At 73.2% G+C, this 24,470-nt stretch carries 22 protein-coding genes, 1 tRNA gene and 1 pseudogene; 16 read left to right on the top strand and 8 right to left on the bottom strand.

The window, feature by feature from the left end; translation table 11 throughout:
* The first annotated feature begins 147 nt into the window (after positions 1 to 147).
* From B0E53_RS11625 to B0E53_RS11615, 3 genes are all read left to right on the top strand, one after another.
* Positions 148 to 3,129, top strand: coding sequence for a BTAD domain-containing putative transcriptional regulator (locus B0E53_RS11625; RefSeq protein WP_107076060.1), 2,982 nt, complete (start codon positions 148 to 150; stop codon positions 3,127 to 3,129).
* Positions 3,130 to 3,164: 35 nt separating this feature from the next.
* On the top strand, positions 3,165 to 4,574 hold the full coding sequence (locus B0E53_RS11620) for a class II fumarate hydratase (protein ID WP_210406029.1): 1,410 nt from the start codon (positions 3,165 to 3,167) through the stop codon (positions 4,572 to 4,574).
* A 68-nt stretch (positions 4,575 to 4,642) separates the two neighbouring features.
* Complete coding sequence (locus B0E53_RS11615) at positions 4,643 to 5,236, top strand: GNAT family N-acetyltransferase (RefSeq protein ID WP_107076058.1); 594 nt, start codon at positions 4,643 to 4,645, stop codon at positions 5,234 to 5,236.
* On the opposite strand, the gene B0E53_RS11610 is transcribed toward B0E53_RS11615, so the two are convergent.
* Positions 5,203 to 5,748: a CGNR zinc finger domain-containing protein gene (locus tag B0E53_RS11610; protein ID WP_107076057.1), complete on the bottom strand. Its 546-nt coding sequence runs from the start codon at positions 5,746 to 5,748 to the stop codon at positions 5,203 to 5,205. The genes B0E53_RS11615 and B0E53_RS11610 overlap by 34 nt on opposite strands.
* A gap of 82 nt (positions 5,749 to 5,830) precedes the next feature.
* Here B0E53_RS11610 and B0E53_RS11605 point away from each other — a divergent pair, with 82 nt between their 5' ends.
* The 3 genes and pseudogenes from B0E53_RS11605 (at position 5,831) to B0E53_RS11595 (ending at position 9,027) form a co-directional block, all read left to right on the top strand.
* Positions 5,831 to 6,787 carry an EamA family transporter gene (locus B0E53_RS11605; RefSeq protein ID WP_107076056.1) on the top strand — a complete coding sequence of 319 codons (957 nt, stop codon included), beginning with the start codon at positions 5,831 to 5,833 and terminating at the stop codon, positions 6,785 to 6,787.
* Positions 6,788 to 6,800: 13 nt separating this feature from the next.
* A pseudogene (locus B0E53_RS11600) lies at positions 6,801 to 7,139 on the top strand (HAD family hydrolase); the annotation flags it as partial.
* A 202-nt stretch (positions 7,140 to 7,341) separates the two neighbouring features.
* Positions 7,342 to 9,027, top strand: coding sequence for a vanadium-dependent haloperoxidase (locus tag B0E53_RS11595; protein ID WP_210406028.1), 1,686 nt, complete (start codon positions 7,342 to 7,344; stop codon positions 9,025 to 9,027).
* Here B0E53_RS11595 and B0E53_RS11590 read toward each other — a convergent pair.
* The 3 genes from B0E53_RS11590 to B0E53_RS11580 all read right to left on the bottom strand — a co-directional run bounded on the left by B0E53_RS11590 (position 8,989) and on the right by B0E53_RS11580 (position 11,976).
* Positions 8,989 to 9,954 carry an AfsR/SARP family transcriptional regulator gene (locus B0E53_RS11590; protein WP_107076054.1) on the bottom strand — a complete coding sequence of 322 codons (966 nt, stop codon included), beginning with the start codon at positions 9,952 to 9,954 and terminating at the stop codon, positions 8,989 to 8,991. The two genes, B0E53_RS11595 and B0E53_RS11590, sit on opposite strands and share 39 nt — an antisense overlap.
* Positions 9,955 to 10,121: 167 nt before the next feature.
* Positions 10,122 to 11,141, bottom strand: coding sequence for a hypothetical protein (locus B0E53_RS11585; RefSeq protein WP_107076053.1), 1,020 nt, complete (start codon positions 11,139 to 11,141; stop codon positions 10,122 to 10,124).
* A 187-nt stretch (positions 11,142 to 11,328) separates the two neighbouring features.
* On the bottom strand, positions 11,329 to 11,976 hold the full coding sequence (locus B0E53_RS11580; protein WP_107076052.1) for a helix-turn-helix domain-containing protein: 648 nt from the start codon (positions 11,974 to 11,976) through the stop codon (positions 11,329 to 11,331).
* 63 nt (positions 11,977 to 12,039) lie between these two features.
* Here B0E53_RS11580 and cysS point away from each other — a divergent pair, with 63 nt between their 5' ends.
* Positions 12,040 to 13,455 carry a cysteine--tRNA ligase gene (cysS, locus tag B0E53_RS11575; RefSeq protein WP_107076051.1) on the top strand — a complete coding sequence of 472 codons (1,416 nt, stop codon included), beginning with the start codon at positions 12,040 to 12,042 and terminating at the stop codon, positions 13,453 to 13,455.
* Complete coding sequence (gene rlmB / locus B0E53_RS11570) at positions 13,455 to 14,573, top strand: 23S rRNA (guanosine(2251)-2'-O)-methyltransferase RlmB (protein WP_107076050.1); 1,119 nt, start codon at positions 13,455 to 13,457, stop codon at positions 14,571 to 14,573. Before cysS ends, rlmB begins: the two co-directional genes overlap by 1 nt.
* Positions 14,574 to 14,630: 57 nt before the next feature.
* On the opposite strand, the gene ugpC is transcribed toward rlmB, so the two are convergent.
* Complete coding sequence (ugpC, locus tag B0E53_RS11565) at positions 14,631 to 15,722, bottom strand: sn-glycerol-3-phosphate ABC transporter ATP-binding protein UgpC (protein ID WP_107076049.1); 1,092 nt, start codon at positions 15,720 to 15,722, stop codon at positions 14,631 to 14,633.
* A 365-nt stretch (positions 15,723 to 16,087) separates the two neighbouring features.
* On the opposite strand from ugpC, the gene B0E53_RS11560 reads away from it, so the two are divergent.
* Both B0E53_RS11560 and B0E53_RS11555 read left to right on the top strand, forming a co-directional pair.
* A tRNA-Thr gene (locus B0E53_RS11560) sits at positions 16,088 to 16,164 on the top strand.
* Complete coding sequence (locus tag B0E53_RS11555) at positions 16,132 to 16,815, top strand: SDR family NAD(P)-dependent oxidoreductase (RefSeq protein ID WP_107076048.1); 684 nt, start codon at positions 16,132 to 16,134, stop codon at positions 16,813 to 16,815. Before B0E53_RS11560 ends, B0E53_RS11555 begins: the two co-directional genes overlap by 33 nt.
* A 75-nt stretch (positions 16,816 to 16,890) precedes the next feature.
* Here the strand turns inward: B0E53_RS11555 and B0E53_RS11550 are convergent, their stop codons facing one another.
* Positions 16,891 to 17,355, bottom strand: a complete 465-nt coding sequence (locus tag B0E53_RS11550) for a carboxymuconolactone decarboxylase family protein (protein ID WP_107076047.1) — start codon at positions 17,353 to 17,355, stop codon at positions 16,891 to 16,893.
* A gap of 142 nt (positions 17,356 to 17,497) precedes the next feature.
* Here B0E53_RS11550 and B0E53_RS11545 point away from each other — a divergent pair, with 142 nt between their 5' ends.
* The 4 genes from B0E53_RS11545 (at position 17,498) to B0E53_RS11530 (ending at position 20,014) form a co-directional block, all read left to right on the top strand.
* Positions 17,498 to 18,364, top strand: a complete 867-nt coding sequence (locus tag B0E53_RS11545) for a sigma-70 family RNA polymerase sigma factor (RefSeq protein WP_210406027.1) — start codon at positions 17,498 to 17,500, stop codon at positions 18,362 to 18,364.
* Positions 18,361 to 18,789, top strand: a complete 429-nt coding sequence (locus tag B0E53_RS11540) for an AraC family transcriptional regulator (protein WP_210406026.1) — start codon at positions 18,361 to 18,363, stop codon at positions 18,787 to 18,789. Before B0E53_RS11545 ends, B0E53_RS11540 begins: the two co-directional genes overlap by 4 nt.
* A gap of 126 nt (positions 18,790 to 18,915) precedes the next feature.
* Positions 18,916 to 19,335: a VOC family protein gene (locus B0E53_RS11535; protein WP_107076046.1), complete on the top strand. Its 420-nt coding sequence runs from the start codon at positions 18,916 to 18,918 to the stop codon at positions 19,333 to 19,335.
* A 67-nt stretch (positions 19,336 to 19,402) separates the two neighbouring features.
* Complete coding sequence (locus B0E53_RS11530; RefSeq protein WP_107076045.1) at positions 19,403 to 20,014, top strand: histidine phosphatase family protein; 612 nt, start codon at positions 19,403 to 19,405, stop codon at positions 20,012 to 20,014.
* Between the two features lie 85 nt (positions 20,015 to 20,099).
* Here B0E53_RS11530 and B0E53_RS11525 read toward each other — a convergent pair whose 3' ends face one another.
* The gene (locus B0E53_RS11525) at positions 20,100 to 20,759 is read right to left on the bottom strand and encodes a type 1 glutamine amidotransferase domain-containing protein (protein WP_246835350.1); all 660 of its coding nucleotides are present in this window, start codon (positions 20,757 to 20,759) and stop codon (positions 20,100 to 20,102) included.
* A 72-nt stretch (positions 20,760 to 20,831) separates the two neighbouring features.
* Here B0E53_RS11525 and B0E53_RS11520 point away from each other — a divergent pair, with 72 nt between their 5' ends.
* Positions 20,832 to 21,716, top strand: coding sequence for a LysR family transcriptional regulator (locus B0E53_RS11520; protein ID WP_107076044.1), 885 nt, complete (start codon positions 20,832 to 20,834; stop codon positions 21,714 to 21,716).
* 10 nt (positions 21,717 to 21,726) lie between these two features.
* Here B0E53_RS11520 and B0E53_RS11515 read toward each other — a convergent pair whose 3' ends face one another.
* A complete protein-coding gene (locus tag B0E53_RS11515) occupies positions 21,727 to 22,188 on the bottom strand; it encodes a protealysin inhibitor emfourin (protein WP_146167646.1) in 462 nt (153 codons plus the stop codon).
* Between the two features lie 171 nt (positions 22,189 to 22,359).
* On the opposite strand from B0E53_RS11515, the gene B0E53_RS11510 reads away from it, so the two are divergent.
* Positions 22,360 to 24,470, top strand: a 2,111-nt coding sequence (locus B0E53_RS11510) for a M4 family metallopeptidase (RefSeq protein WP_107076042.1), incomplete at its 3' end; no start/stop codon positions are given.

Raw genomic sequence — 24,470 nt, 5'->3', positions numbered from 1 at the left:
CGTCGGATGCCGTGCCCGGCAACCCAGCACGAGTCTCCGGCGTGGTGCTGTCGATCCGCTATCACGCCGCTATCACCCGCCCGCCGCGAGCGGTGACCAGCGGGTTACGCTGCTGGAAGGTCCACAAAGAGGCGTGCGGGGGCACAGATGCGGTTCGGGATCCTGGGGCCGCTGCGGGTCGGCGACGGCGAGTCCACCATCACGGCGGGTCGTGATCGGACACTGCTGGCCATGCTGCTGCTGCGGGCCGGCCGGATGGTTCCCGTCGAGGAGCTCGTCGACGCGATCTGGGAGGAGCGCCCGCCGGCAACCGCCCGGACCCAGCTCCAGATCTGCGTGTCGCGGCTGCGGCAGCGCTTCGTCGCGCTCGGCCTGCCGTCGGAGACGATCGTCACCGATCCGGTCGGGTACGGCATCCGGGTCGCGCCGGCCGACCTGGACGCCGAGGTCTTCGCCCAGACCGTCGAGGCCGGCCGGTCGGCGGTCGACGCGGGGCAGCCGGCCGAGGCCAGCCGCCACTACCGGTCCGCGCTGGCGCTCTGGCGGGGGTCGGCGCTGAGCGGGATCGCGAGCCGGAGCGTACGCCGTCGGGCGCAGGCGCTCGACGAGCAGCGACTGACCGTGCTGGAGGAGTGCGTCGAGGTCGAGCTTCGGCTGCGCCGGGCGGCCGACCTGATCGACGAGCTCAGCGAGAGCGTGGAACGGAATCCGCTGCGGGAGCGGCTGCGCGGCCAGCTGATGTTGGCCCTCTCCGCGGTCGGCCGCCAGGCGGACGCGCTCACCGTCTACCGGGAGGGGCGCCGGATCTTCGCCGAGGAGCTCGGCATCGAACCGGGCACCGCGTTGCAGGAGCTGCACCAGCGCGTGCTCGCCGGGGACCTGGCCGTGACGGGGTCGCAGCGACCGGCTCCCAGCCCGGTCCGGGCGCTGCCGCGGGCGATCAGCGACTTCACCGGCCGGCAGGACACACTGGCCAGGCTGGTCAAGGAGATCGAGGAGCACGATGCCCGGATCCACCTGATCGACGGGATGGCCGGCACGGGCAAGACCACCCTGGCCGTGCACCTTGCGGCCGCTCTCGCCGGCCGCTACCCGGACGCCCACGTCTTCATCGACCTGCACGGGCACAGCGAGCGCGAGCCGGTCACCCCGGCGGCGGCACTGGCCGCGCTCCTCCGCCAGCTCGGGGTGCCCGCCGCGGGCATCCCCGCCGACGCCGACGAGCGGGCGGCCCTGTGGCGCAGCGAACTGTCCGGCCGGCGGGCGATCGTGGTGCTCGACAACGCGGCCAGCGCGGTCCAGGTGGCGCCGTTGCTGCCCAACGGCCCGGACTGCCTCACGCTCATCACCAGCCGGCGCCGGCTCACCGGCCTCGACGGCGGCCGGCCCTCTTCGCTGGCGGTGCTCGACCCGGACGAGGCGGTCGAGTTGCTCGCCCGGGTGGTCGGCGTGGACCGGGTCGCCGCCGAGCCCGAGGCGGCCGCCGAGGTGGTTCGCCGCTGCGGTCACCTGCCGCTCGCCATCCGGCTGGCCGGGGCGCGGCTGGCGCACCGGCCGCGGTGGCGGGTCCGGGACCTGGCGGACCGGCTGGCCGCGGGCCGGAACGCGCTGATCGAGCTGTCCGTCGGGGAGCGCTCGGTGGGGCAGGCCTTCGACCTGTCGTACGCGCAGCTCGACCCGGCCGCGCAGCGGCTGTTCCGGCTGCTCGGCGTGCATCCCGGGGCGTTCTTCGACCACCAGGTGGCGGCCGCCGTCACCGACCTGCCACTGGCCGACGCACAGGACCTGTTGGACGGCCTGGTCGACGCCCACCTGCTGGAGGAGCCCGATCCCGGCCGGTTCCGCTTCCACGACCTGGTGCGGGACTTCGCCCGGCAACTGCTGGACGGCGCGGGGCGGCCCGGGGAGCGGGCCGAGGCGGTGCGGCGGCTGCTCGACCACCACCTGCACGCGGCGTACGCGATCTCCCGTCAGATGGAGCCGGCGGCCAGCCGTGCCGCCCTGGTGCTGCCCGAGCCGCCCCGACCCGACCTGGTGACCGTCTGCGTGATCGAGGGCCCGGCGTGGTTCGACCGCAACCGGTCCACACTGCCGGCGTTGGTCCGGCTGGCGGCCGACGAGGGCCTGCTCGCGCACTGCTGGCAGCTCGCCCGGGTGAGCTGGTACCACCTCTTCAGCCGGGGCCACCTGGACGAGCTGATCGACACCCACACCGTCGGCCTGCGCGCCGCCGAGCGGTGCGACGACGAGGCCGCGGTGGCCACCACCCGCAACTACCTGGCCTCCGGGCTGTTCCGGCTCGGCCGCTTCCCGGAGGCGATCGAGCTCATGGAGGGTGCCCTCCAGATCCGCCGACGGCTGGGCGACCGCGAGGGCGAGGCCACCGTCCGGCGCAACCTGGCCATCGCGTACGGGGCGAACTGGCAGTTGGCGCCGGCCCTGGCGCACCTGGACGCGGCGCTGGACCTGGCCCGTTCCACCGGACAGCCGGCCGCCGTGGCCGCGCTGCTGAACAACCAGACCGTGGTGCTGCTGGCCTGGGGCCGGTACGCCGAGGCGCAGGCCGTCTCCCGCCGGCACCTCGCCCTGGGCCGGGAGGTGGGGGACCTGAACAGCGTGCGCAACGCGATCGGTCACCTGGGTGCCGCTCGGGCCCGGCTCGGCGATCTTGCCGGCGCGCTGCGGTTCCTGCGGCTCGCGCTGCGGCTCAAGCGCCGGGAGGGCAACCGCTTCGGCGAGGGCGAGGTGCTCAACGAGCTGGGCGTGATCGAACGGAAGCTGGGACGGCCGGAGGCCGCGGCGGCCCTGCACCGCGAGGCGTTGATCGCGGTGACCGCCTCGGGGGACCGGGTGCTCGGCTGCCTCTCCCGCAACCTGCTGGCCCGGGCCCTGCTCGAACAGGGTGACGTGCGGAGCGCGCTCGACCTCTACCGCCGGGTGCTCCAGGACGCGGTCCGGCTGCGGGCCCGGCACGAGGAGGCCGAAGCGCTGGCCGGCATCGCCCGCTGCCAGCGTCCCACCGACCCGGCGGCCGCCCGCTCGCACGCGACCCGGGCCCTCGACCTCCTCCGGCAGCTCGACGCCCCGGAACGGGACGAGGTGGCGGCGCTGCTCGCCGAGCTGGGCTGAGCGATCATCTGCGCACCGCCGCGCGGCGGGGCAGGATGGAACGCGTGACGACTCCAGAGGCGACCGGTTACCGGATCGAACGCGACTCGATGGGTGAGGTGGAGGTCCCCGCCGAGGCACTGTGGCGGGCGCAGACCCAGCGCGCGGTGCAGAACTTCCCGATCTCCGGGCGGGGCATCGAACCGGCCCAGATCAAGGCCCTGGCGCAGATCAAGGGAGCGGCGGCGCAGGTCAACGCCGAGCTGGGCGTGATCGGCGCGGACGTGGGCGAGGCGATCGCGACCGCCGCCGCGCACGTGGCCGACGGCGGATACGACGACCAGTTCCCGGTCGACGTCTTCCAGACCGGCTCCGGCACCTCGTCCAACATGAACACCAACGAGGTGATCGCCACGCTGGCCGGCCGGGAGCTGGGCCGCGACGTGCACCCGAACGACGACGTCAACGCCTCCCAGTCCAGCAACGACGTCTTCCCCTCGTCGATCCACCTGGCCGCCACGCAGGCCGTGGTGGAGGACCTGCTGCCGGCGCTGAAGCACCTGGCCGGCGCGCTGGAGGAGAAGGCGGCCGAGTTCGAGACCGTGGTCAAGGCCGGGCGTACCCACCTCATGGACGCCACCCCGGTCACCCTGGGCCAGGAGTTCGGCGGCTACGCGGCCCAGGTCCGCTACGGCGTCGAGCGGCTGGAGGGGGCGCTGCCCCGGCTCGCCGAGCTGCCGCTCGGCGGCACCGCCGTGGGCACCGGCATCAACACCCCGCTCGGCTTCGCGGCGGCGGTGATCGAGCGGTTGCGTGCCTCGACCGGGCTGCCGCTGACCGAGGCGCGCAACCACTTCGAGGCGCAGGGCGCCCGGGACGCGCTGGTGGAGACCTCCGGCCAGCTCCGCACCGTCGCCGTCGGCCTCTACAAGATGGCGAACGACATCCGCTGGATGGGCTCCGGCCCCCGCGCCGGCCTGCGCGAGCTGCGCATCCCCGACCTCCAGCCCGGCTCGTCGATCATGCCCGGCAAGGTGAACCCGGTGGTCGCCGAGGCGATGCGGCAGGTGTGCGCGCAGGTCGTCGGCAACGACGCCGCGGTGGCGTTCGCCGGCTCGCAGGGCGACTTCGAGCTGAACGTGATGCTCCCCGTGATGGGCCGCAACCTGCTGGAGTCGATCCGGCTGCTCTCCGCGGCGAGCCGGCTCTTCGCCGACCGCCTGGTGGCCGGCCTGGTCGCGGACGCCGAGGTCTGCCTGGCGTACGCCGAGGGCTCGCCCTCGATCGTCACCCCGCTCAACCGCCACCTCGGGTACGACGAGGCCGCCTCGATCGCCAAGGAGGCGCTGGCCAGGCAGGTCTCGATCCGCGAGGTGGTGATCTCCCGCGGCCACGTCGACTCGGGCAAGCTCAGCGAGACCCAGCTCGACGAGGCCCTGGACCTGCTCCGGATGACCCACCCCTGAGTCACGGCGCCGCCCGTCGCGCTGATAACCGCTCGCCGGGGGGTCAGGTGGGCGGGCATCATCCGGTCATGGGCGATGACGGGGTGCTGCTGGAGACGGCGCGGCTGCGGCTGCGCCGGCTCACCATGGACGATGTGGACGACCTGGTCGAGCTGGACAGCGACCCGGAGGTCATGCGCTTCCTGACCAACGGCCGGCCGACCCCGGCCGACACCGTCCGGGGCGAGCAGTTGCCCCGCCTGCTGGCCCGGTACGACCGCCATCCCGGCCTCGGCCGGTGGGCCGCGCTGGACCGGGTCACCGGCGAGTTCCTCGGCTGGCTCGCGCTCGACCCGTCCGACGACGGGAGCGAGGGGGAGTTGGGCTACCGGCTGCGGCGTTCCGCGTGGGGACGGGGTCTGGCCACCGAGGGGTCGCGGGCGCTGGTGCGGCACGCCTTCGACGTGGTGGGGGTCCGTCGGGTGTGGGCCGAGACGATGGCGGTCAACGACCGGTCCCGCGCCGTCATGGCCCGGGCCGGGCTGCGCCACGTCCGTACCTTCCACCTGACCTTCGACGACCCGATCCCGGGCACCGAGCACGGCGAGGTGGGGTACGAGCTGCGCCGGGAGGACTGGCCCGGGGTGCGTCAGGAGTGGGACGCCGCCTTGCGGGCCCGGTAGGCGCTCACCGCGGCCCGGTTGCCGCAGCCGGCGTCGCAGAACCGGCGGGACCGGTTCTTGGAGAGGTCGACCAGCACGTTCTCGCAGTCGGGGTGGTCGCAGCGGCGCAACCGGCTCAGCTCGTCCATCCGGACCAGGTCGGCCAGCGCCATCGCGGCCTCGACCGCCATCCGGGTGGCCAGCGGCGCGTCCCGCGGCACGGCGTGCAGGTGGTACGGCTCGTCGTCGTGCCGGACGAGTTGCGGGAGCGCGTGCGACTCGCGGAGCAGTCCGTTGACCACGGCCACCACCTCGTCGGTGTCGGCGTACCAGATCCGGCGGAGCCGGGGCCGCAGCGCCCGGACCTCGCGCAGCTCCGCCTCGGTGTGCTCGTGCCGGCCGGTCCACCCGTACGCGGTGAAGAACTCGTCGAGGGCGGCCACGTCGGGCAGCCCTTCCCGGTCCGGGCCGGCCGTGTTGACCAGCGCCGCGGCCGCCACCAGGCCGCACTCGGTGTCATGAGCAAACAGCAACTTGACTCCTGTCGGGGTGCCGGCCTAGCGTCATCAGCATAACCTCGTTTGACTCATGTCCGGTCGACCCAAGGAGCTGTCGATGCGTGAACGGCCCGGCGTCGGCCTCGGCCTGGCGCTGCTCTCCGCGCTCACCTTCGCCACCTCGGGCACCTTCGCCCGACCGCTGATCACCGGCGACTGGTCGGCCGAGGCGGTGGTGCTCGCGCGGGTCGGCATCGCCGCGCTGGTGCTGGCCGTGCCCGCCCTGCTGGCGCTGCGCGGCCGGTGGCCGGTGCTGCGCCGCAACGCCGGCACGCTCGTGGTGTTCGGGCTGCTCGGCGTGGCCCTGGCCCAGGCGTGCTTCTTCAACGCGGTCCGCTACCTGCCGGTCGGTGTGGCGCTCCTCCTGGAGTACCTGGGCATCGTCCTCGTGGTCGGCTGGATGTGGCTGGTGCACGGCCAACGGCCCCGGCTGCTCACGGTGGCCGGTTCGCTGACCGCCCTGTGCGGGCTGGTGTTCGTGCTGGACCTGACCGGCGCCGGCCGCCTCGACCCGGTCGGCGTCCTCTGGGGGCTCGGCGCCGGGGTCGGGCTGGCCGGTTACTTCGTCATCGCCGGCCGGGTCGACCCCGCGCTGCCCTCGGTCGTGATGGCCAGCGGTGGCATGGCGGTCGGCGCCCTCGTGCTGCTCCTGCTCGGGCTGGTCGGGGCGCTCCCGCTGCGCGCCGGCACCGCCGACGTCAGCTTCGCCGGCCACGAGATGAGCTGGCTGGTGCCCATCGTGGGCCTGTCGCTGATCGCCGCGGTGGTCGCCTACCTGACGGGGGTGGCCGGGGCCCGGTTGCTCGGCGCGCGGCTCTCCTCCTTCGTCGGGCTGACCGAGGTGATGTTCGCGGTGCTGATCGCCTGGCTGGTGCTGGGCGAGCTGCCGAGCGCCGTCCAGCTGCTCGGCGGGGCGCTGATCGTGGCCGGTGTCGCCCTGGTCCGGGTGGACGAGCTGCGCGGCGGGCGGGCGGAGCGGGTCGACGCGCGGGCCGAGGAGCCGGCCCTGACGTGAGAGGCTGTCCGCCGTGCTGCGCGTGGTGGTGTTCGACGCCGACGAGACCCTGCTCGACCTGCGCCCGGCGGTGACCGGCGGGCTGGTGGCCGTACTTGAGGAGATGCGCCGGCTGGCCCCGGCGGCGGCCGCGTTGTCCCTCGCGGACCTGGAGTCGGACTGGCACGCGGTCTTCGGGGAGCGGAGCGCCGCACCGGTGCAGCAGATCCGGCAGGCGGCGCTGGCGCGATCGCTGGCCCGGGCCGGACTCGACGCTCACCTGGACGACCTGACGACGCTGTTCTTCACCCGTCGGTTCGCGCTCACCCGACCCTTCGCCGACGCGCTACCCGCGTTGGCCGCCCTGCGTGAACCGACACCGCCTGCCCTGCCCGCCCGAGGTCCGTCCGGACGCCCACGTGGCCACCCTGACCGACCTCGTCACGGCGCTCGCCGCGCTCGGCGGGGCAGCCCCGGTAGCGACGGCGTAGTGGACGCGTAGTCCCCGCGCCCAGCCTGGTGAGGACCGCAGCCATCAGTCGCGGTCGATCGAGGTCCCTCACCGAGGAGTCCCATTGCGCCGGTTGTACATGTCCCCTCGCCGCTGGAGCGCCACCGCGCTCACGGCCCTCACCGTCGGTACCGCCATCGCCGTCGTGCCGACCGCCCCGGCGCATGCCGCCGGACCCACCGACCACGTCCTGTACTGGAACGACGTCCTGATCCGCACCTTCCGCCAGGTCGGCGGCTCCCCCGGCCCGCTCGCCAGGGCCGGCGCGATGGTGCACGGCGCCATCTACGACGCCGCGAACTCCGCCCTCTGCGCCGACGGAGCTGATCGGTGCATCGGGCAGGCCTACCGGACCAAGGTCTCCCCGATCGCCGGGGTCCGGCCGGATCTGGCGACCGCGATCGACTACGCGGCATACGACACGCTGCGCAGCATCTGGCCGTCGATCAGCTTTGCCGCCGACCTCAGCACCGCGCAGCAGGACATCCCCAGTTCCTCGGCGCGGACGGACGGCCAGCGGATGGGCTCGGCGAGCGCCCAAGCCATGATCAGTTTCCGGGCCAACGACGGCTCGCCGGACACCTCCACCTACGCCGACGGCACCGTGGCCGGGCAGTGGCGGCGCACCGGCTCGGGCGAGCCGGCCGACCCCAGTTGGGGCCTGCTGAGGCCGTTCGCGATGACCTCCAACACCCAGTTCCGCCCCGGCCCGCCCGCCGGCTACTCCAGCTACGCCCAACTGCTGGCCAGCAAGGCGTACGCGGACCAGGTCAACGAGGTGAAGAGCTTGGGCGCGGCCAACAGCACCACCCGGACCGCCGACCAGACCCAGGCCGCCTGGTTCTGGGCCAACGACCTGAACGGCACCTACAAGCCACCGGGTCAGCTCTTCGCGCACACCCAGATCGTGGCCAAGTCGGCGAAGCTCACCCAGGCCGGCAACGCGCGCCTCTTCGCGCTGGTCGGCCTGGCCATGGGCGATGCGGCGATCGTCGCCTGGGACACCAAGTACCAGACCAGCATCGACCTGTGGCGGCCGGAGAGCGCGATCCACGAGCCGCAGGACGACAACAACGCCGACACCAAGCCCGACGCCACGTGGAAGCCGCTCTCGGCGGACACCAACGGGGTCAACTTCTCCCCGCCGTTCCCGTCGTACACCTCCGGGCACGCCACCTTCGCCGCCGCTTGGGCCGGGGCGATGAAGGGCTTCTTCAGCACCGACGCGTTCCGCTTCGTCGGGACGACGGAAGACCCGCACGCCTCGGGCGTGCTCCGCAGCTTCACCGGGTTCAGCGCGGCCGCCACGGAGAACGCCCGTAGCCGGGTCTACCTCGGCGTGCACTACCAGTTCGACGCCGACGGCGGCATGTCCTCCGGGTCTGCGCTGGCCAACCACGTGACCGGGAACTTCCTCCGGCCGGCGGTGCCGGCATACGCGTTCGACGGCTTCTACGAGGGGCAGGTGAAGTACGACAGCAGCTATCCGGACGGTGTCGCCGGCGGGAGCATGACCCTCACCTTCGGGCTCTCCGCCAACGGCACCCCGGTCACCGACCTGAACGCGGTCGTCGGTGTGTCCTGGAACGGACAACCGGGTGCGAGCAGCGGTGCGGTCAGCGTGGTCAACGGCCGGTATCAGGTCACGATCCTCCCCGGCAAGGCGTGTGGACTCCGCGGTCAGACGCTCTCCGTGCTGCTGCGGGACGGGTCAAGCCGCAATCTCTTCGTGACCTGCACCGTCGTCTGACGGTCGGCGCGGCGTGGGCGGCGCGGTCGGAAGCACCGACCGCGCCGTCACGACGTCGGCACCCAGCCGGGACAACTGCTGCCGGATCTCGCCCAGCATCCGCTCGGCCTCCGCAAGCCGGCGGAGTGTGAGGTTCAGGTCGGCGTCGACCGCCGCCGGCGCATGAGGGCGCGGGAGGACCGACTCGGGTGGCGGGTCGGCGCTCAACAGCGACCGGTACGTCCCGGACAGCTCCGGCCCCGGCTCGACGCCCAACTCCTCGCGGAACAGCAGGCGTGCCCGGTGGTAGCAGGCGATCGCCTCCCCTCGACGGCCGGCGCGTTCCAGCGCCACCAGCAGGTGACACCAGAGCGGCTCGTGCCACGGGTGGCGTTCCACCAGCCCGGAGAGGACCGGGATCACCTCGTGGTGCCGCCCCGCCTCCAGATCCAGACTGACCAGGTCGCCGAGCACGCCCAGCCGCTCCTCGGCGAGCCGAGCCGCTGCCGCCCGCGCGAACGGGGCGTCGATGTCGCCGAGCGGCGGGCCCGCGTGGAGCCGAAGCGCGGCCCGGTACGCCTCGGCCGCCGCCACCGGCTGCCCCGTCGCGCGGAGCCCGCGCCCCCGCCGGGCGAGGCACCGGAACACCTCCACGTCGATGTCGGACGGATCCGCCCGCAGCACATAACCGGTGTCGTGCGTGACGATCCCGATGCCCGGCAGGGCGTGCAGCCATCGACGGACCAGGGAGATCTGGCCGTGCACCTGCGTACGGACCGTCCGGGGCGGCGACTCGCCCCACACCGCGTCGATGATCTGCTCCACCCGCAGCAGCGAGTTCGCCTCCAGGAGCATGAACGCCAGCACCGCGCGCGGTCGCCGGCCGTCCAGCCTCGGGCGGGGATCGGGACCCTCGACGGCGAGCGGGCCCAGCAGTCGGAATCTCATACCGGCCGCGCCGGCTGACGGCGCAGAACACACGAACAAAAGCCCATCAGTCCTCCAGCCCCCGTCTTTCAAGGAGAACGCCAAGCTGCTGTAACCATAGAAGTTGCACGATGCGATGACAATCGTGCGCAGGGTCACGGCCCGCTCCTCGACGATCCGGGGATCTCTCACGGACGCCAGCCCCGGGTGACGAGCGCCGCGCGGATCTCGCGGACCAGGGCGGGGAACTCCCGGTGCAGACGCCGGCCGGTCACGTACAGCACCAGCCAGCCGGCCCCGACGAGCTGGTCGAGCCGTCGCCGGTCGCGGTGCAGCTGGTCGAGGTCGCTGTGCCACTGGCCGTCGTACTCGACGGCGACGCGGAACGCCGGCCAGGCCAGGTCGGGATGCAGGACGAGACCCTCGGGCCCGCGCACCGGATGCCGCGCGACCGGCCGGGGCAGGCCGGCCAGCACCAGGCGTACCCGTAGGTGCGACTCGGGCGGGGACTGCGCCCCCGGGTCGGCCAGGCCGAACACCCAGCGCGCCCGCCGGCCGCCCGGCCGCCCGGCGTCACGGTCGGCCAGCGCGGCCAACCCGGCTCGGCTGACCAGGCCCCTGCGCAGCAGCGTGTCGATGACCGCGACCGCCCGTAGCGGATCGGACCACACCGCCGTCTCCCAGGCGCATTCCGCCGGCCCTCTCCGGGGTGGCCGGCCGAGCGGCCCCGGCTCGCCGTCGGCGGGGCCGGGTGCGTCCGCCGTCAGCGCCGTGCCGCGAGACCCGATGGCGGCGCTGCCCGGGCGGAACCTGCTGCCCGCCGAGCCAGCGGCAGCGACGAGGAGGCCGTTGCGTTCGGGTGCCGACGGAGCATGGTGCACCCGGACGCCGGGCTGGGAGTCGGCCCGGACCGCCGCCGGCAGCACCACGTGCACGGCGTCCTCGAAGCCGGCCGCGTGCTCGACGCCGTGCAGGTACGCCGCCGAGGGTCCGGCGATCACCGCCTCCGGCGGGAGGCGGAGCAGCGCGGCGCGGCAGGCCAGGGTGTGGTCGCGGTCGAGGCGCGCGTCGGCGTAGACGTCCTGCCGGAGCCGGACCCAGGAGGCGCCCCGGAGCTGGTGCCGGGTCAGCAGCCCGCGCCGGACCACGTCCGAGCCGCGGAAGACCTGCCAGGCCAACTCGGGCGGTCGATGGGGATGAGGTGGCATGTCGACCAGCCTGGCGGCGACGGACCGCCGCCCGACACCCCTGTGGACAACCGCGACCGGCCCTGACGCGGCGCCCTGTGGACAACCACCACCGCGCCCGGACGGTGTGTTAACGGCAACGGCACGCGGCTCCCGACCCGCCGGCACCGGGCAACCCCGCCTCGCCGCGCCGGCCCTCAGGACCCGGTCAGGACAGGGCCGCGGCGATCGACTCGGCGGCGGCGGTCACCTGGGCGCCGACCTCGGTGACGTCGAGCGGGGTCAGCGAGACGACCCCGACACTCGCCTCCAGCCCCGGCACCCCGAGCACCGGCGCGGCCACCCCGTACGCCCCGGACTGCAGCTCGCCGCTCGTGCTCACCGGCCCGGCCGCGCCCGTGCGGCCGGCCAGGATGGCCCGCCCGGCCGCGCCCCGCTCCAGCGGGTGCCGCGAGCCCGTCCGGTACGCCACATGGAACGAGGTCCAGCTCGGCTCGACCACCGCGAGGGCGACCCCCTCGCCGCCCTCGACAACGGTCAGGTGAGCGGTCGCCCCGGCCTGTTCGGCGAGCCGGCGCAGGGCGGGCAGCGCCCCCTCGGCGAGCAGCGGCTGGGCCCGCCGGGCCAGGTGCAGCACGCCGGCGCCGAGCCGCAGGCGGCCCTCGCCGTCGCGGCGCAGCATGCCGTGGTCGGTCAGCGCGCCGACCAGCCGGTAGACCGCCGCCCGGCCGATGCCCAGCCGGTTCGCCGCCTCGGTGACGGTCAACCCGCCCGGCGCGTCGGCGACCAGGTGCAGCAGGCGCAGCCCCCGGTCCAGGGTCTGCGCCGTCTCTCCCGCACGTGCCGCCGTGTCCACAGCACGCAGCGTACGACCCGGCTCCGGGGTACCCCGAAATGCGCGGACGGCTACCCTTGTACGGTGACGCTACGCCTGTATGACACCGCCACCCGTTCGGTGCGGGACTTCGTCCCGCGGGAAGCCGGCAAGGTGGGGGTCTACCTGTGTGGTCTCACCCTCCAGGCCCCGCCGCACATCGGCCACCTTCGTTCCGGTGTCAACTACGACGTGCTGCGCCGCTGGCTCACCGCCTCCGGTTTCGAGGTCACCTTCATCCGCAACCTGACCGACATCGACGACAAGGTCCTGGTCAAGGCGATGGAGCAGGAGCGGCCGTTCTGGTCGATCGCGTACGCCAACGAGCAGATCCTGGCCGACTCCTACCGCGCGCTGAACGTGCTGCCGCCGACCTACGAGCCGCGGGCCACCGGGCACATCCCGGAGATGCACGAGCTGATCACCCGGCTGATCGAGACCGGGCACGCCTACCCGGCCACCGACGGGTCCGGCGATGTCTATTTCGACGTGGCCTCCTGGCCGGCGTACGGGTCGCTGTCGGGCCAGTCGCCGGAGGACATGCAGTCCGCCGGGGACGCACCGGAGCGGGGCAAGCGCGACCCGCGCGACTTCGCGCTCTGGAAGGGCGCCAAGCCGGGCGAGCCGGCCGACGCCTACTGGCCGTCGCCGTGGGGCCGGGGCCGGCCCGGCTGGCACATCGAGTGCTCGGCGATGTGCTGGCGCTACCTGGGCCCGGAGTTCGACATCCACGGCGGCGGGCTCGACCTGACCTTCCCGCACCACGAGAACGAGATCGCCCAGTCGCAGGCCGCCGACCTCCCGTTCGCCCGCTACTGGGTGCACCACGGCCTGCTCGGCATCGGCGGCACCAAGATGGGCAAGTCGCTGGGGAACACCCTCGACCTCGACTACGTGGCGTCCCTCGGGGTGCGCCCGGTGGAGCTGCGCTACTACTACGCCGCCGCCCACTACCGGTCCCGCATCGACTACTCGGAGGATGCGCTGCGCGAGGCCGCGGTCGCCTACCGGCGGATCGAGGGCTTCGTGCAGCGGGCCGCCGAGCGGGTCGGCGCCGGGCAGCCCGGCGAGCTGCCGGCGGGCTTCGTCGCGGCGATGGACGACGACCTCAACACCTCGGCCGCCCTGGCCGTGCTGCACGAGGTGGTCCGGGACGGCAACACCGCGCTGACCGCCGGCGACGATGTGACCGTCCGCACGACGCTCGCCGCCACCCGGGCGATGCTGGATATCCTCGGCGTTGACCCCTTGGACCCGGCCTGGACCGGCGGTGGCCGCGCGGACGACCTGCGCGGCGTGGTGGACTCCCTGATCGCGCTCGCCCTTGAGCAGCGCGCCCAGGCCCGCAGCCGCAAGGACTGGGCCGCCGCCGACGCCGTACGCGACCAGCTCAAGCAGGCCGGCGTGGTCGTCGAGGACACCCCCCAGGGCCCCCGTTGGACTATTGGAGAGCAGGACTGATGGCCGGCAACTCGCAGCGCCGTGGCCGGCGACTGACGCCGAAGGCGGGTGCCCCGAAGGGCTCCGGCGGCAAGAACAAGGACTCGCTCACCGGCCGGGGCCGCACCCTCCCCGCCGACGAGCGGCCCTGGCACAAGGCTTACTCGGGCACCGAGAAGCTGCCCCAGCGCACCGCCTGGAAGCAGGACAAGGAGCGCCGCGCGGCGGCCGAGGAGGGGCGCGCCCCCAAGATCGGCCAGCCGGGCAGCAAGGACACCACCTGGGGCAAGGGCGGGGGCCGGGGCGTCCCCGCCGCGAAGGGCCGCGGTGGCAAGCCCGCCGGCCGGTCCGGGCCCCGGGTCGCCCCTGGCCGCAGGGCGAACCCGGCCAAGGACAGCCCGGAGCTGCTGGTCGGGCGGAACCCGGTGCTGGAGTCGCTGCGTGCCCAGGTCCCGGCGACCGCCCTCTACACCGCCCAGGGCATCGACATCGACGACCGGGTCAACGAGATCATCCGCACCGCCGCCGACCGGGGCATCGCGATCCTCGAGATCAGTCGGGCCGAGCTGGACCGGATGACCGGCGGCGTGCTGCACCAGGGCGTCGGCCTCCAGGTGCCGCCGTTCGCGTACGAGCCGTTCGAGGACCTGATGGCGGCGTCGCTGGAGCAGGCCGCCCCGCTGCTGGTCGCGCTCGACGGGATCACCGACCCGCGCAACCTCGGCGCGGTCATCCGGTCGGCCGCCGCGTTCGGCGCGCAGGGCGTCTTCGTACCCGAGCGGCGTGCCGCCGGGATCACCGCGACCGCCTGGCGGACCAGCGCTGGCGCGGCCGCGCGGGTGCCGGTGGCCCAGGTCACCAACCTGACCCGGTCGCTCAAGGCGTGCAAGGACGCCGGCTTCATGGTGGTCGGCCTGGACGCCGACGGGCAGACCGACCTCTACGACCTGGAGGCCGCGGTCGGCCCGCTGGTCGTGGTGGTCGGCTCGGAGGGGCGCGGGCTGTCCCGCCTGGTCGGCGAGACCTGCGACCTGACCGTCAGCATCCCGATGGTGTCCGACGTCGAGTCGCTGAACGCCAGCGTCGCCGCGGCGGTCACCCTCGCCGAGGTCGCCCGCCGCCGCGCCGCCGAGGCGTAACGACGACACGAAAAGGGGCGGTCCGCCGTGGCGGGCCGCCCCTTTTTTTCGCGTACGTCAGATCCGGTTGCCGGTGGCGGCGTGGAAGACGTGGCTGCGGCCGGTGCGCGGCTTGACGAACACGGTGTCGCCCATGTTCGGCATGGTGCGCCGGTCGGTGCGGACCACGAACCGCTCGTTGTGGCCCTCGAGCGCGGCGTGGCCGTAGACGTTGGCGTCGGAGCCCAGGTCCTCGACCAGCTCGACCACGACCGGCATGCCGCCCTCGGTCGGGCTGACCAGGTCGCAGTCCTCCGGACGGAAGCCGACGGTCACCTTGCCGTCGCCGCCCTCGGCGCGGGCCGCCTCGACCTGCTCGCGGGTCAGCGGCACGTTCAGCTCGGCGAACGCGGCGCCGTGCTCGGTCAGCGGCACGGTCTTGATGTTCATGGCCGGGGAGCCCATGAAGCCCGCGACGAAGACGTTGGCCGGGGTGTCGTAGAGCGCCCGCGGGGTGTCCACCTGCTGGAGGACGCCGTCGAGCATGACCGCGACCCGGTGACCCATGGTCATGGCCTCGACCTGGTCGTGGGTGACGTAGACCGTGGTGACGCCCAGCTTGGCCTGGAGCGACGCGATCTGCGTACGGGTCTGCACCCGGAGCTTGGCGTCGAGGTTCGACAGCGGCTCGTCCATGAGGAAGACCTGCGGCTCGCGGACGATCGCGCGGCCCATGGCGACCCGCTGGCGCTGGCCACCGGAGAGCGCCTTCGGCTTGCGGCTGAGGAACTCCTCCAGCTGGAGCAGCCCGGCCGCCTCCTTGACCCGCCGGTCGATCTCCGACTTCGAGGTCTTGCGCAGCTTGAGGGCGAACGCCATGTTCTCGTACACCGTCATGTGCGGGTAGAGGGCGTAGTTCTGGAAGACCATCGCGATGTCGCGGGCCTTGGGCGGGAGGTGGGTGACGTCCCGGTCGTCGATGTAGATCGCGCCGTCGTCGACGTCCTCCAGGCCGGCGAGCATCCGGAGGCTGGTGGACTTGCCGCAACCCGACGGGCCGACCAGGACGAGGAACTCCCCGTCGCCGATCTGGAGGTCGAGCTGGTTGACCGCGGGGCGTTCGGTGCCCGGGTAGATCCGGGAGGCCTTCGCGTAGGTGACCGTAGCCATGGTGGAGCGCTTCCTTTCACCGGCAGGAACGTGCCGGACGATCCGAGTGGAAGGAGCGACCGGCACCCGAGGTGCCGGCCAACGGGCGGTCGACCGGGCAGCCGAGGCCGACCGGACTGTCGTCCGTGTCACTGCACCGTAAACGGGTTTGGCGAGCCTGCCAAGACGGGGGGCAGCCGGTGGGACGGACCGCATACGGCATAACGGTCACTCCGGCACGGTGCGGTATCAATCTCCACCGTCGTGGCCGCGTCCCGGCGTCGATCCGTTGGCCCCGAGGTCAGGAAATTGACGTTTTCCGTGCTCGGGAGCCCTGCCGAACGGGATTTCCGGCCACCGGTCGCTATGCTGACCCCGGACCACACGCCCCTGTAGCTCAGCTGGCCAGAGCACTCGCCTTGTAAGCGAGATGTCGCCGGTTCGATCCCGGCCGGGGGCTCCAATTCCATCAGGCATTTCGCGGCGGTGGCCGCCGCGAGACGGCCGGATGACAGCAACGCTGACCGCAACGCGGTTCATGACAGCCGCCCGTCGAGCTTGCCGAGCGCCTGACGCATCGGACCTGGACGTCGTTGTCACGATGTCCGGCGTCATGCTCACCGAGGATCTCCGCGACCCGACGCACTTCGCCAGCGCCGAGACCACGATTGCGACGAATGTGCTCGGTACCATCCGGGTGATCGACGCGTTCACCCCACACCTCATTGAGCGCCGCGTCGGCACGATCATCACGGTCAGCTCGGGCATCGCCTTCCTGCCGTTCCCGATCGCGCCGACGTACGGCGCGTCCAAGGCGGCCGTGCACGCCTACTCGGAGGCCCTCCGCGCTCAGCTCGTCGGCGCCGGCGTCGAGGTCGCCGAGCTGGTGCCGCCGGCCGTGGCCAGCCATCCGGACATCGCGAGCAGGAATCCGCACGCCCTGGACCTCAACGACTACCTCGACGAGGTGATGGGCATGCTGTCCGAGCAGCCCACCCCGCACGAGATCCTGGTCAAGGGCGTGCTGACGCACCGCTGGGCCGAGCGCGACGGCACCTACGCCGAGTTGGTCGCCCAACGCTCGAAGGCGCTGGCCGGCCTCCCCGGCCGCTGATCCCGGCGCGACCCTGACGAATGTCCCGTCGGTGCGGGGCGGAGGCGTGCACACCCCCGCCCCGGACCGTCGCCGTCAGCCCCAGTTCTGCGGGGCCGGCTGCCGGGTGGTGGCGTTGATCCGGTTGAAGAAGTTGGTGGTGGCGATCCAGAGCACCAGCGCCGCCAGTTCCTTCTCCCCGAAGTGCCTGGCCGCCTCGTCCCACACCGCGTCCGGCACGGCGTCGCTCCGGTCGGCGAGCCGGGTCGCGTGCTCGGCCAGGTCGAGGGCGGCCCGCTCCGCGTCGGTGAAGTACGGCGTCTCGCGCCAGGCCGCCACCGCGAAGAGCCGCTCCTCGGTCTCGCCGTTCTTCCGCGCGCCCCGCGCGCCGGAGTCGACGCAGGCGCTGCACCCGTTGATCTGGCTGGCCCGCAGGTGGACCAGTTCCAGGGTGGTGCCCGGCACGCCGGCCGAGAACGCGGACTTGTAGAGCAGGTTGACCGCCTTCGCGGCGTCCGGGAGGAGGGCTGCCGGGTTCTGGATGCGAGCCTCGAGAGACATTTTCATCCGTCCTGTCCTGTTAGGCTGGCCGGCGTTCGCCGCGCGGCCGCTGTCGTCGTCCGTCACCGGGTTGTCGAGGGCGGGACCGGCGGCGTGACAGATGTGACGGCGGTCACCCGAGGCCGTGGGGGATGGCGAGGCCGTGAGCGACACCGACCTGTTGGTCCGCAGCTTCGAGGAGCAGCGCCCGCGCCTGCGCGCGGTGGCCCAGCGGATGCTCGGTTCCGGCGCCGAGGCCGACGACGCTGTGCAGGACACCTGGCTCCGGCTGAGCCGCGCCGACGTGGACGCCATCGACAACCTGCCCGGGTGGCTGACCACCACGGTCGGCCGGGTCTGCCTGGACCGGCTGCGCTCCGCCAGCAGCCGGCACGAGGAGGCCACCGACGAGGCGGGGGACGGGCCGGCGGGGGAGGCGGTCGGCCGGCGGGACCCGGAGCAGGAGGCGCTGCTCGCCGAGTCGGTCGGCCAGGCGCTCCAGGTGGTGCTGACCACCCTCGGCCCGACCGAGCGGCTGGTGTTCGTGCTGCACGACATGTTCGCCGTCTCCTTCGAGGAGATCGCGCCGGTGGTGGACCGCACCACCCCGGCGGTCCGGCAGATCGCCAGCCGGGCCCGCCGCCGGGTACAGACCCGGTCGGCCGACCCGGTCGCCGACCCCGCTCGCCAGCGCCGGGTGGTCGAGGCGTTCCTCACCGCGTCCCGCGAGGGTCGCTTCGACGACCTGGTCACCCTCCTCGATCCGTACGTGGTGCTGCGCGCCGACGCCGCCGCGGTGCGGATGGGCGGAACCGCGGAGTCGCGCGGCTCCTCGGTGGTGGCCGACTTCTTCAACGGCCGCGCCGAGGCCGCCGTCCCCGCGTTCGTGGACGGGCTGCCCGGCGCGGTGGTCGTCGTGGACGGCCGGACCCGCCTCGCGCTCAGCTTCACGGTCACCGACCGGATCATCGGCATCGAGGTGGTGGCCGACCCCGAGCAGCTCCGGGAACTCGACCTGGTGGTCGGGTGAGCCGGGCGGTCGAGGAGTCGAACCGGGCGATGCTGCGCGCCCGGGACGCCATGGACCGGGCGTACGCGGAGCCGCTCGACGTGCCGGCGCTGGCCCGGATCGCGCACGTCTCGGCGGCGCACTTCATCCGTACCTTCCGGGCCACCTTCGGCGAGACCCCGCACCGCTACCTGCAACGGCGGCGCGTGGAGCGGGCCATGTACCTGCTGGTGCAGACCGACCAGCCGGTCACCGAGATCTGCCACCTGGTCGGCTTCGGCAGCCTCGGCACCTTCAGCCGGACGTTCCGCGACATCGTCGGTGAGTCACCGTCGGCCTACCGGCGGCGCAAGGTGACGCCGGTGGCCGTGCCGAGCTGCTTCACCATGGCGTGGATGCGGCCGAGCGCGGCGGTCACCGGCCGCGAACGCGACGACGCACGCTGACCCAGGGCCGGTCACCGAGCCGGGTCCGCCGGATCCAGCGCAGCGCGGCCAGCCGGCCCTTGCCGGGGGCGAACCCGTCACTTTTGGATAAGCAGCAGGTCAGCGGGCTGCTCTAGCGTTCCTGGCATGACGATGACCTCGATTTCCCGCTCCCAGATCTACGTCCTCGACCAGGACGAGGCGCTCGACTTCTACGTCGGCAAGCTCGGCCTTGAGGTGAACACCGACCAGGACCTCGGCTTCATGCGGTGGCTCACGGTCAACGTGCCGGGCGACCCGGAGCACGAGATCCTGCTGGAGAAGCCCGGCCCGCCGGCCCTCGACCCGGCCACCGCCGAGCGGGTCCGCGAGCTGCTGACCAAGGGCGCGATGAGCGGCTGGCTCTGCCTGACCACCGACGACGCCCGCAAGTCGTACGAGGACCTGGTGGCCAAGGGCGTGGACGTGACCGACGAGCCGACCGAGCGGCCGTACGGGATCGACTTCGGGATCCGCGACCCGTTCGGCAACCGGATCCGCATCGGCCAGATGCACCCGGGCGCCTGACCGGCGGGACCGCGCGGTCGGGAGCGGGCGACTAGTCTCGCCTCTCCCGACCGCGGAGGTGACCCGAGTGCCCAGCCGACTGCTCTACCTGGTCCGGCACGCCGAGCAGGACCGGCCGGAGGAGGAGGCGGACACCGGCCTGTCGGCGCGTGGCCGCCGGCAGGCGACGCTGCTGGGCGAGCGGTTGCGCGGCACCGACTTCGCCGCCGTCCACCACGGGCCGGCCCGTCGCGCCGCGGAGACGGCCGCGCTGGTCGCCGCCGCACTGCCGGGTGTCCCGGTGTACGAGGACGACCGGGCCGGGGACCACATGCCGCACGACACCGACCCGGCCGGCCTGCCCGAGCCGTACGCGGCCTTCCTGGCCGGGTTCACCGAGCGGGAACGACTCGACGGGCCGCGCGTGACGGCGGAGGCCGTGGCCCGCTTCGCGACCGCGCCCGCCGAGGGCGACGTACGCGAGTTGATCGTCACCCACAACTTCCTGGTCGCGTGGCTGGTCCGGCACGCGCTGGAGGCCCCGGTACGCCGCTGGATCGGCCTGAACCACCAGAACGCCGGCCTGACCGTGATCCGCTACACCCCCGGCGGTCCACCCACCCTGATCGCCCTCAACGACGTGGCCCACCTCCCCCCGGACCTCCGCGCCACCGGCCTTCCCCCGGCCTACCGCCTCTGATCCCCGAGCCCCGCCGTCGATCATGAGGTTGCCGGCGTCGAAGCCGACATCCCGCGCCGCCAACCTGATGATCGACCAGGCGGGATCAGGCGGCGAGCAGCTTGACGACGGCTTCGGCCAGGGCGCGGGCGGACTGGGGGTTCTGGCCGGTGGCCAGGCGACCGTCGACCACGACCTGCTCGGTGAAGTTGGGGCCCGGGACGTGCTGGGCGCCGGCCTCGGTCAGCTTGTCGGCGAGCAGGAACGGGACCTCCCCGGTGAGGCCGACCGCCGCCTCCTCGTCGTTGGTGAAGCCGGCCACCCGCTTGCCGGCGACCAGGTGCGAGCCGTCGGAGAGCTTCAGGTTCACCAGCGCCGACGGGCCGTGGCAGACGGCGGCCACGACCCCGCCGCGCTCGTAGATCGAGCGGGCGATCCGCGCCAGGTCCGGGTCGTCGGGGAAATCCCACATGGTGCCGTGGCCGCCGGCGAAGAGGATCACGTCGTACCCGGTCGGGTCGACGTCGGCGGCCTTCGGGGTGTCCGCCACCCCGGCGGTGGCGAGGAAGTCGTTCTGGGTCTGGTCGTTCTCGTCCCGGCCGTCGAGCGGCGGCTGTCCGCCGGCCACCGAGACGAGGTCGACCTGGTAGCCGGCGGCCCGGAAGACCTCCCACGGCTCCGCGGCCTCGCCCACGTAGAAGCCGGTTCGGCGGCCGGTCCGGCCCAGCTCGGAGTGACTGGTCAGTGCGATGAGTGCTCGAGTCATGCCGACCATGCTGGCGCGCGGATCCATAGCTGACCAATAGGTGAAGCTGGCATCGGCGATAGGTTTACTGATGTGAAGGTGTCCCTGGACCTGCTCCGCAGCTTCCTCGCCGTGCACCGGTCGGGGTCGATCACCGGAGCGGCGGAGCTGCTCGGGCTGGCCCAGCCCACGGTGACCGCCCAGCTGCGCGCGCTGGAGGAGGCGGTCGGCCGGCCGCTCTTCGAGCGGCTGCCCCGGGGCGTCACCCCGACCGCCGCCGGGAACGAGCTGGCCCGCCGGGTCGCCGACCCGCTGGACCGGCTCGCCGCTGTGCTGGCCGAGGACCCGAGCACGGCGTACCCCCGGACGGTGTTCCTCGGCGGGCCGGCCGAGTTCCTCGCCGAGCGGGTGCTGCCGGCGCTGGCCGGTCCGGTCGCCGACGGTCTGGAACTGCGCGTCTCGGCCGGCCTGCCGGAACGGCTGGTGGACGACCTGGTGGCCGGGCGGCTCGACCTGGCCGTGACCAGCGTGCGCCCGCGCCGCCGGGGGGTGGCCGTGGAGCCGCTCTACGACGAGGAGTTCGTGCTGGTCGCGGCGCCGGCCTGGGCCGGGCGGCTGCCCGACCCGGTCACCGCCACGGCGCTGCGCGACGTGCCGCTGGTGGCGTACGGCGAGGAGGCCCCGATCCTGCGCCGGTACTGGCGGACCGTCTTCGACACCCGGCTCACCCGGACGCCCAGCCTGGTCGTGGCGGACCTGCGGGCGGTCCGGGCGGCGGTGGTGGCGGGCGCCGGGGTGAGCGTGCTGCCGACGTACCTCTGCCGGGGTGAGCTGGCGTCCGGCGCGCTGCGGGCGCTGCTCGCGCCGCCGGTGCCCCCGCTCAACACGCTCTTCCTGGCGGCCCGGCCGGGGGTCACCGGCCGGCGCGAGGTCCAGGCGGTGCGGCGGACGCTGCTGGCGGCGGCAGCCGACTGGTGAGGACCGGGGATCAGCCGGTGGCGCGGGTGAGCAGGTCGACCACGGCGGCGGTGGCGGGCGGCGGGGTGGCCTGGGGTGGGCAGTCCACGTAGCTCGTGGTGGTCGGGCCAACGGTGAGCTGGTAGCTGAACGCGTCCGCGCACATGGTCGCCGGGACGGTGGCGGCGGCCTCGGCGGCCAGCCGCGAGTCGGCGGCGAGTTGCCGCAGCCGGTCGAGGTCGGCGGCGCTGAGCTGGCCGGTACGGGAGGCGCCGGTCCGGTCGACCCGGGTCCATCCGCCGTCGGGCCGCACGGTGACGGTGTCCTTGAGTCCGACGATGCCGCCGGACTTCGTCAGCACCACCGGCACGCCCGGCGCGGCGGTGGTCGGGGCCGGGCCGGGCGACGCGGGGGCGCCGCCGTTCTGGGCGCAGCCGGCGAGCGGGGTGAGAAGCGCGGCGAGGAGGGTCGCCGCGACAGGGGTGGCTCTCATGCCGATCGGACGCACGACGGAGCCACCCGGTTCCGACACGCTGCGCCGCCTCATCCGAACGGACAGTGTCTCCGGCAGGAAAGCGCTCGCCCTCTTTCACCTTCTTCGATGTATCGCTATATCTACATCAGTGACTACCCCCGTCACAACTTCCCCCCTTCAGGAGGGCCCGTGAAGAGATCCGTCGCCGCCGTCAGCGCAGCGCTGCTCACCAGCGGCGTGCTGACCTGCGTCACCACCACGGCGTACGCGGCAACCCCGAGCGTCCCGACCCCCGAGTCCGCCGTAACCCGTGCGGACAGCCTGCTCCGCGCCAACCCCGGTGCCGTCCAGGGCGCCAGCGGAGAGGCGTACCAGGCCGTCCGCACGAAGGTGGACCCGTCCGGAGCCACCCACACCCGGTACGCGCGGACCTACCACGGCCTGCGCGTCTACGGCGGCGACTTCGTCGTGCACACCGCGCCGAACGGCACGATGGCCGGGACCTCGGTCGGCCTGGTCGCGCCGCTCACGCTGAACACCACGGCCAAGGTCGGCTCGGCCGCCGCCAAGGCGAGCGCGCGCAAGGCGTTCTCCGGCTCGCTCACCTCGGTGGGCGCCCCCGAGCTCTTCGTCGACGCCAGCTCCGGCACCGGCCGGCTGGCCTGGGAGACCGTTGCCAGCGGCTGGAAGGCGGACAAGCAGACGCCGTCCAAGCTGCACGTGGTCACGGACGCGACCACCGGCAAGGTGCTCGGTTCCTACGACGAGATCGAGACGGTGGTCGGCAGCGGCCAGGGCATCTACACCGGCACGGTCAGCATCGACACGACGCTCTCCGGCAGCACCTACCAGATGGTGGACCCGTCGCACGGCAACGGCCGTACCTGCGACATGAACAACACCACCGGCGGCACCTGCACCACCTTCACCGACCCCGACAACAACTGGGGCAACGGCACCAACTCGAACCGGCAGTCCGCCGGCGTCGACGCCCACTTCGGCGCGGCGAAGACCTTCGACTACTTCAAGGACACGCACGGCCGCAACGGCATCTTCGGCAACGGCACGGGCGTGCCGAGCCGGGTGCACTACGGCAGCAACTACGTCAACGCCTTCTGGGACGGCTCCCAGATGACCTACGGCGACGGCTCGGGCAACTCCCGTCCGCTGGTCTCGCTCGACGTCGCCGGCCACGAGATGAGCCACGGTGTCACCGAGGCGCTCGCCGGCCTGGTCTACTCCGGTGAGTCCGGCGGCCTCAACGAGGCCACCAGCGACATCTTCGGCAACATGGTGGAGTTCTACGCCGCCGCGCCGAGCGACCCGGGCGACTACCAGGTCGGCGAGAAGATCAACATCAACGGCAACGGCACGCCGCTGCGCTACATGTACAACCCGTCGCTGGACGGCTCGTCCGACTCCTGCTGGTCGACCAGCACCAAGAACAAGGACGTGCACTACTCCTCCGGCGTGGCCAACCACTTCTTCTTCAACCTCGCCGAGGGCACCGGCTCCACCGCGTACGGCACGTCGCCGGTCTGCGGCTCGGCGCCGGCGGTGACCGGCATCGGTCGCGCCAAGGCGGAGAAGATCTGGTACCGGGCGCTCGACGTGTACTTCACCTCGAACACCTCGTACGTCAACACCACCACCCCGTCGAACACCGCCCGGGCCTACACCCTCAAGGCGGCGACCGACCTGTACGGCAACTGCTCCACCGAGTACAAGACCGTCCAGGCGGCGTGGACCGCGGTGAACGTGGCCGGCAACGACGCGCCCTGCGGCTCCACCGGCAACGACTTCTCCGTCTCGCTCTCCCCGACCTCCGGCTCGGTGACCGCGGGCGGTTCGGTCTCCACCACCGTCGCCACCGCCACCACCAGCGGGACCGCGCAGACCGTGACGTTCTCCGCGTCCGGCCTGCCGAGCGGCGCCACCGCGTCGTTCAACCCGTCCTCGGTGACCTCCGGCGGCTCGTCCACGCTCACCATCGCCACCACGGCGAGCACCCCGTCCGGCACCTACCCGGTGACCGTCACCGGCGCCGGCGCGGTGAGCCACTCGGCGACCTACACGCTGACCGTCACCGGTGCCGGCGGCTGCACGGGGGCCGGCCAGAAGCTCGGCAACCCGGGCTTCGAGTCGGGTAACACGGTCTGGTCGTCCAGCTCGGGCGTCATCGGCCAGTACGGCTCCAGTGGACAGCCGCCGCGTACCGGCACCTGGAACGCGTGGCTGGACGGCTACGGCAGCACCCACACCGACACGCTGTCCCAGTCGGTGAGCCTGCCGGCCGGCTG

The organism is Micromonospora sp. MH33 (assembly GCF_003013775.1).
In the GTDB taxonomy this organism is placed as follows: domain Bacteria; phylum Actinomycetota; class Actinomycetes; order Mycobacteriales; family Micromonosporaceae; genus Micromonospora; species Micromonospora fulviviridis.
Note: the sequence above shows the minus strand (reverse complement) of the source record. Positions and strands in the feature narration are given on the sequence as shown.

Bases quoted from the DNA above. Each gene is read 5' to 3' on its own strand.
- B0E53_RS11550 (WP_107076047.1), bottom strand. From the start codon at position 17,355: ATGTCTCTCGAGGCTCGCATCCAGAACCCGGCAGCCCTCCTCCCGGAC.
- B0E53_RS11590 (WP_107076054.1), bottom strand. From the start codon at position 9,954: ATGAGATTCCGACTGCTGGGCCCGCTCGCCGTCGAGGGTCCCGATCCC.
- B0E53_RS11515 (WP_146167646.1), bottom strand. From the start codon at position 22,188: ATGAGAGCCACCCCTGTCGCGGCGACCCTCCTCGCCGCGCTTCTCACC.
- B0E53_RS11615 (WP_107076058.1), top strand. From the start codon at position 4,643: ATGGGCGATGACGGGGTGCTGCTGGAGACGGCGCGGCTGCGGCTGCGC.
- B0E53_RS11555 (WP_107076048.1), top strand. From the start codon at position 16,132: ATGTCGCCGGTTCGATCCCGGCCGGGGGCTCCAATTCCATCAGGCATT.
- B0E53_RS11620 (WP_210406029.1), top strand. From the start codon at position 3,165: ATGGAACGCGTGACGACTCCAGAGGCGACCGGTTACCGGATCGAACGC.
- B0E53_RS11605 (WP_107076056.1), top strand. From the start codon at position 5,831: ATGCGTGAACGGCCCGGCGTCGGCCTCGGCCTGGCGCTGCTCTCCGCG.
- B0E53_RS11625 (WP_107076060.1), top strand. From the start codon at position 148: ATGCGGTTCGGGATCCTGGGGCCGCTGCGGGTCGGCGACGGCGAGTCC.
- B0E53_RS11535 (WP_107076046.1), top strand. From the start codon at position 18,916: ATGACGATGACCTCGATTTCCCGCTCCCAGATCTACGTCCTCGACCAG.
- rlmB (WP_107076050.1), top strand. From the start codon at position 13,455: ATGGCCGGCAACTCGCAGCGCCGTGGCCGGCGACTGACGCCGAAGGCG.
- B0E53_RS11525 (WP_246835350.1), bottom strand. From the start codon at position 20,759: ATGACTCGAGCACTCATCGCACTGACCAGTCACTCCGAGCTGGGCCGG.
- B0E53_RS11585 (WP_107076053.1), bottom strand. From the start codon at position 11,141: ATGCCACCTCATCCCCATCGACCGCCCGAGTTGGCCTGGCAGGTCTTC.
- ugpC (WP_107076049.1), bottom strand. From the start codon at position 15,722: ATGGCTACGGTCACCTACGCGAAGGCCTCCCGGATCTACCCGGGCACC.